The organism is Paenibacillus senegalimassiliensis, assembly GCF_001486585.1.
Classification (GTDB): Bacteria; Bacillota; Bacilli; order Paenibacillales; family Paenibacillaceae; genus Fontibacillus; species Fontibacillus senegalimassiliensis.
Map to the genome: position 1 here is coordinate 1 of NZ_LN909038.1, position 1,787 is coordinate 1,787.

Consider the following 1,787-nt stretch of genomic DNA (forward strand, 5'->3'; position numbering starts at 1 on the left):
CCACACATTTCAGACCACTTGTCAAGCCTTTTTCCTTGTTGTCGGCGCAAAAAAAAGAGCGGGCTATCTTTTCGATAACCTGCTCTTTTTCTTGATTCTGGGCTCATTCCTTAACTTAATGACATTGCCGGTGACGGGGGTTCTTTTTATTTTGGTAGCATACTATAATGATAGGGGACAGGATTGTAGTTCTTTATACCTATGTCGAATCATGGGGAAGATGGTCTCTAAGTGATATCCTTTAAGGAGAGGGTAGGAAAATGGCGAATATTTCGATCATGGATGTTCAGCCCGGAGTTAAGCTTACGAGTCATGTGTACAGTCCGTTAGGTGGTCTCTTGCTGCAAAAGGGAAAGGTTCTTGATTTGAGAGATGTGGAGCTCATTCGGGCTTTCCTGGTCCCTCAAATTGAGGTGGAGGATGTTTCAATACCAGCGATGGTGGAGAGGTTGACTGCGCTACCTGTAAACGAACAAGTAGACATATCCCTAGCTGGGGAGCAGATGAAGCAGGTGAATAACAAAGAAGTCCTTGCGGTTAGTCCGCAGACCTCTTTCCATCAGGAATATGAGCGGATGCTCCAACTTACGAGAAACGCTTTTCAATCTGCATTTGTTGCCGAACTACCCTTATATGATCTTCGACATCAATTGGAAATACTGATTGACCTGTTGCCATATTATCGCATTTTAACCTTTGTCCCTCGGAATTTTAAGGAAGCCGATTATTTCTATCACAACGCGATACTTACGTCGTTAACCTCATACTTGCTGGCTAAGTGGCATGGTTTGCCACAGAAGGACTGGATGCAGGTTGCTTTTGCCGGACTACTGCATGATATAGGGAATACTCAATTGCCTCTGGCGTTATTGTACAAGCCTACCCCGCTAACACCTCAGGAAACGGAAGAGATGAGAAGGCATACGACCTATGGGTATCAGCAATTGCGCAAGCTATCGGCAATCAATGAGGGGGTTAAACTAACAGCCTTGCAGCATCATGAAAAAATAGACGGAAGCGGTTATCCCTTTCAGTTAACAGGAGATCAGATTCATGTTTATGCCAAAATCGTAGGCGTGGCCGACATCTATCATGCGATGACACTAAGACGCTGCTATCGCCAAACCCAATCTCCTTATCTGGTACTGGAGGAGCTTCGCTCCGAATCATTTGGCAAGCTGGACCCCGGCGTAGTTCACACATTCGTGGACAAGACAACCCAGTTCCATCAGGGCACGCATGTGCGTTTGAATGATGGCCGTGTGGGGGAGATTGTTTTTTCGGACCGAAGCCAACCTACGCGTCCCATGGTGTTTACTGAGGAGGGTATCATAAATCTGATGCAGCATCGGCAACTTCATATAGATAAGGTGATTTCGGAGTAATTCGGCTACATATAAACAACGTAAATTTCAAATGAATTGAGCTGTGCCCTAGCGACTGTAGAGGTATTTGGGAGTGGAGAGCATACTGATGATTGCCTGTGACCTGTCTTCTTTGTAGAAAAGTGATTTGGGTTCTAAAGAAAAGTTCTCTTTGGGGTTGATATTTGGACATGCTTTGGGTTATAGTAATATTTACCCGCAGCGAGCGCAAGATGGACTGTTGAAATTGAAAAAATGATAATTTCAAAAAAAGTCTTGCATTAATCCGCTGAAGGTGATATATTATAAAAGTTGCCGCTGAAACGCGGTGATGAAGAAAAAGCAAGTTGATCTTTGAAAACTGAACAACGAGTGAGTAAGAAATAAAGAGAACGAAAGTTCTCGTCAGCAAGTTTACATGAG

General features: G+C 44.0%; 1 protein-coding gene. It reads left to right on the forward strand.

Annotated features, from left to right (window positions below):
* Positions 1 to 260: 260 nt before the first annotated feature.
* Positions 261 to 1,385 carry an HD-GYP domain-containing protein gene (locus BN3279_RS01585; RefSeq protein ID WP_059048920.1) on the forward strand — a complete coding sequence of 375 codons (1,125 nt, stop codon included), beginning with the start codon at positions 261 to 263 and terminating at the stop codon, positions 1,383 to 1,385.
* Positions 1,386 to 1,787 lie beyond the last annotated feature (402 nt).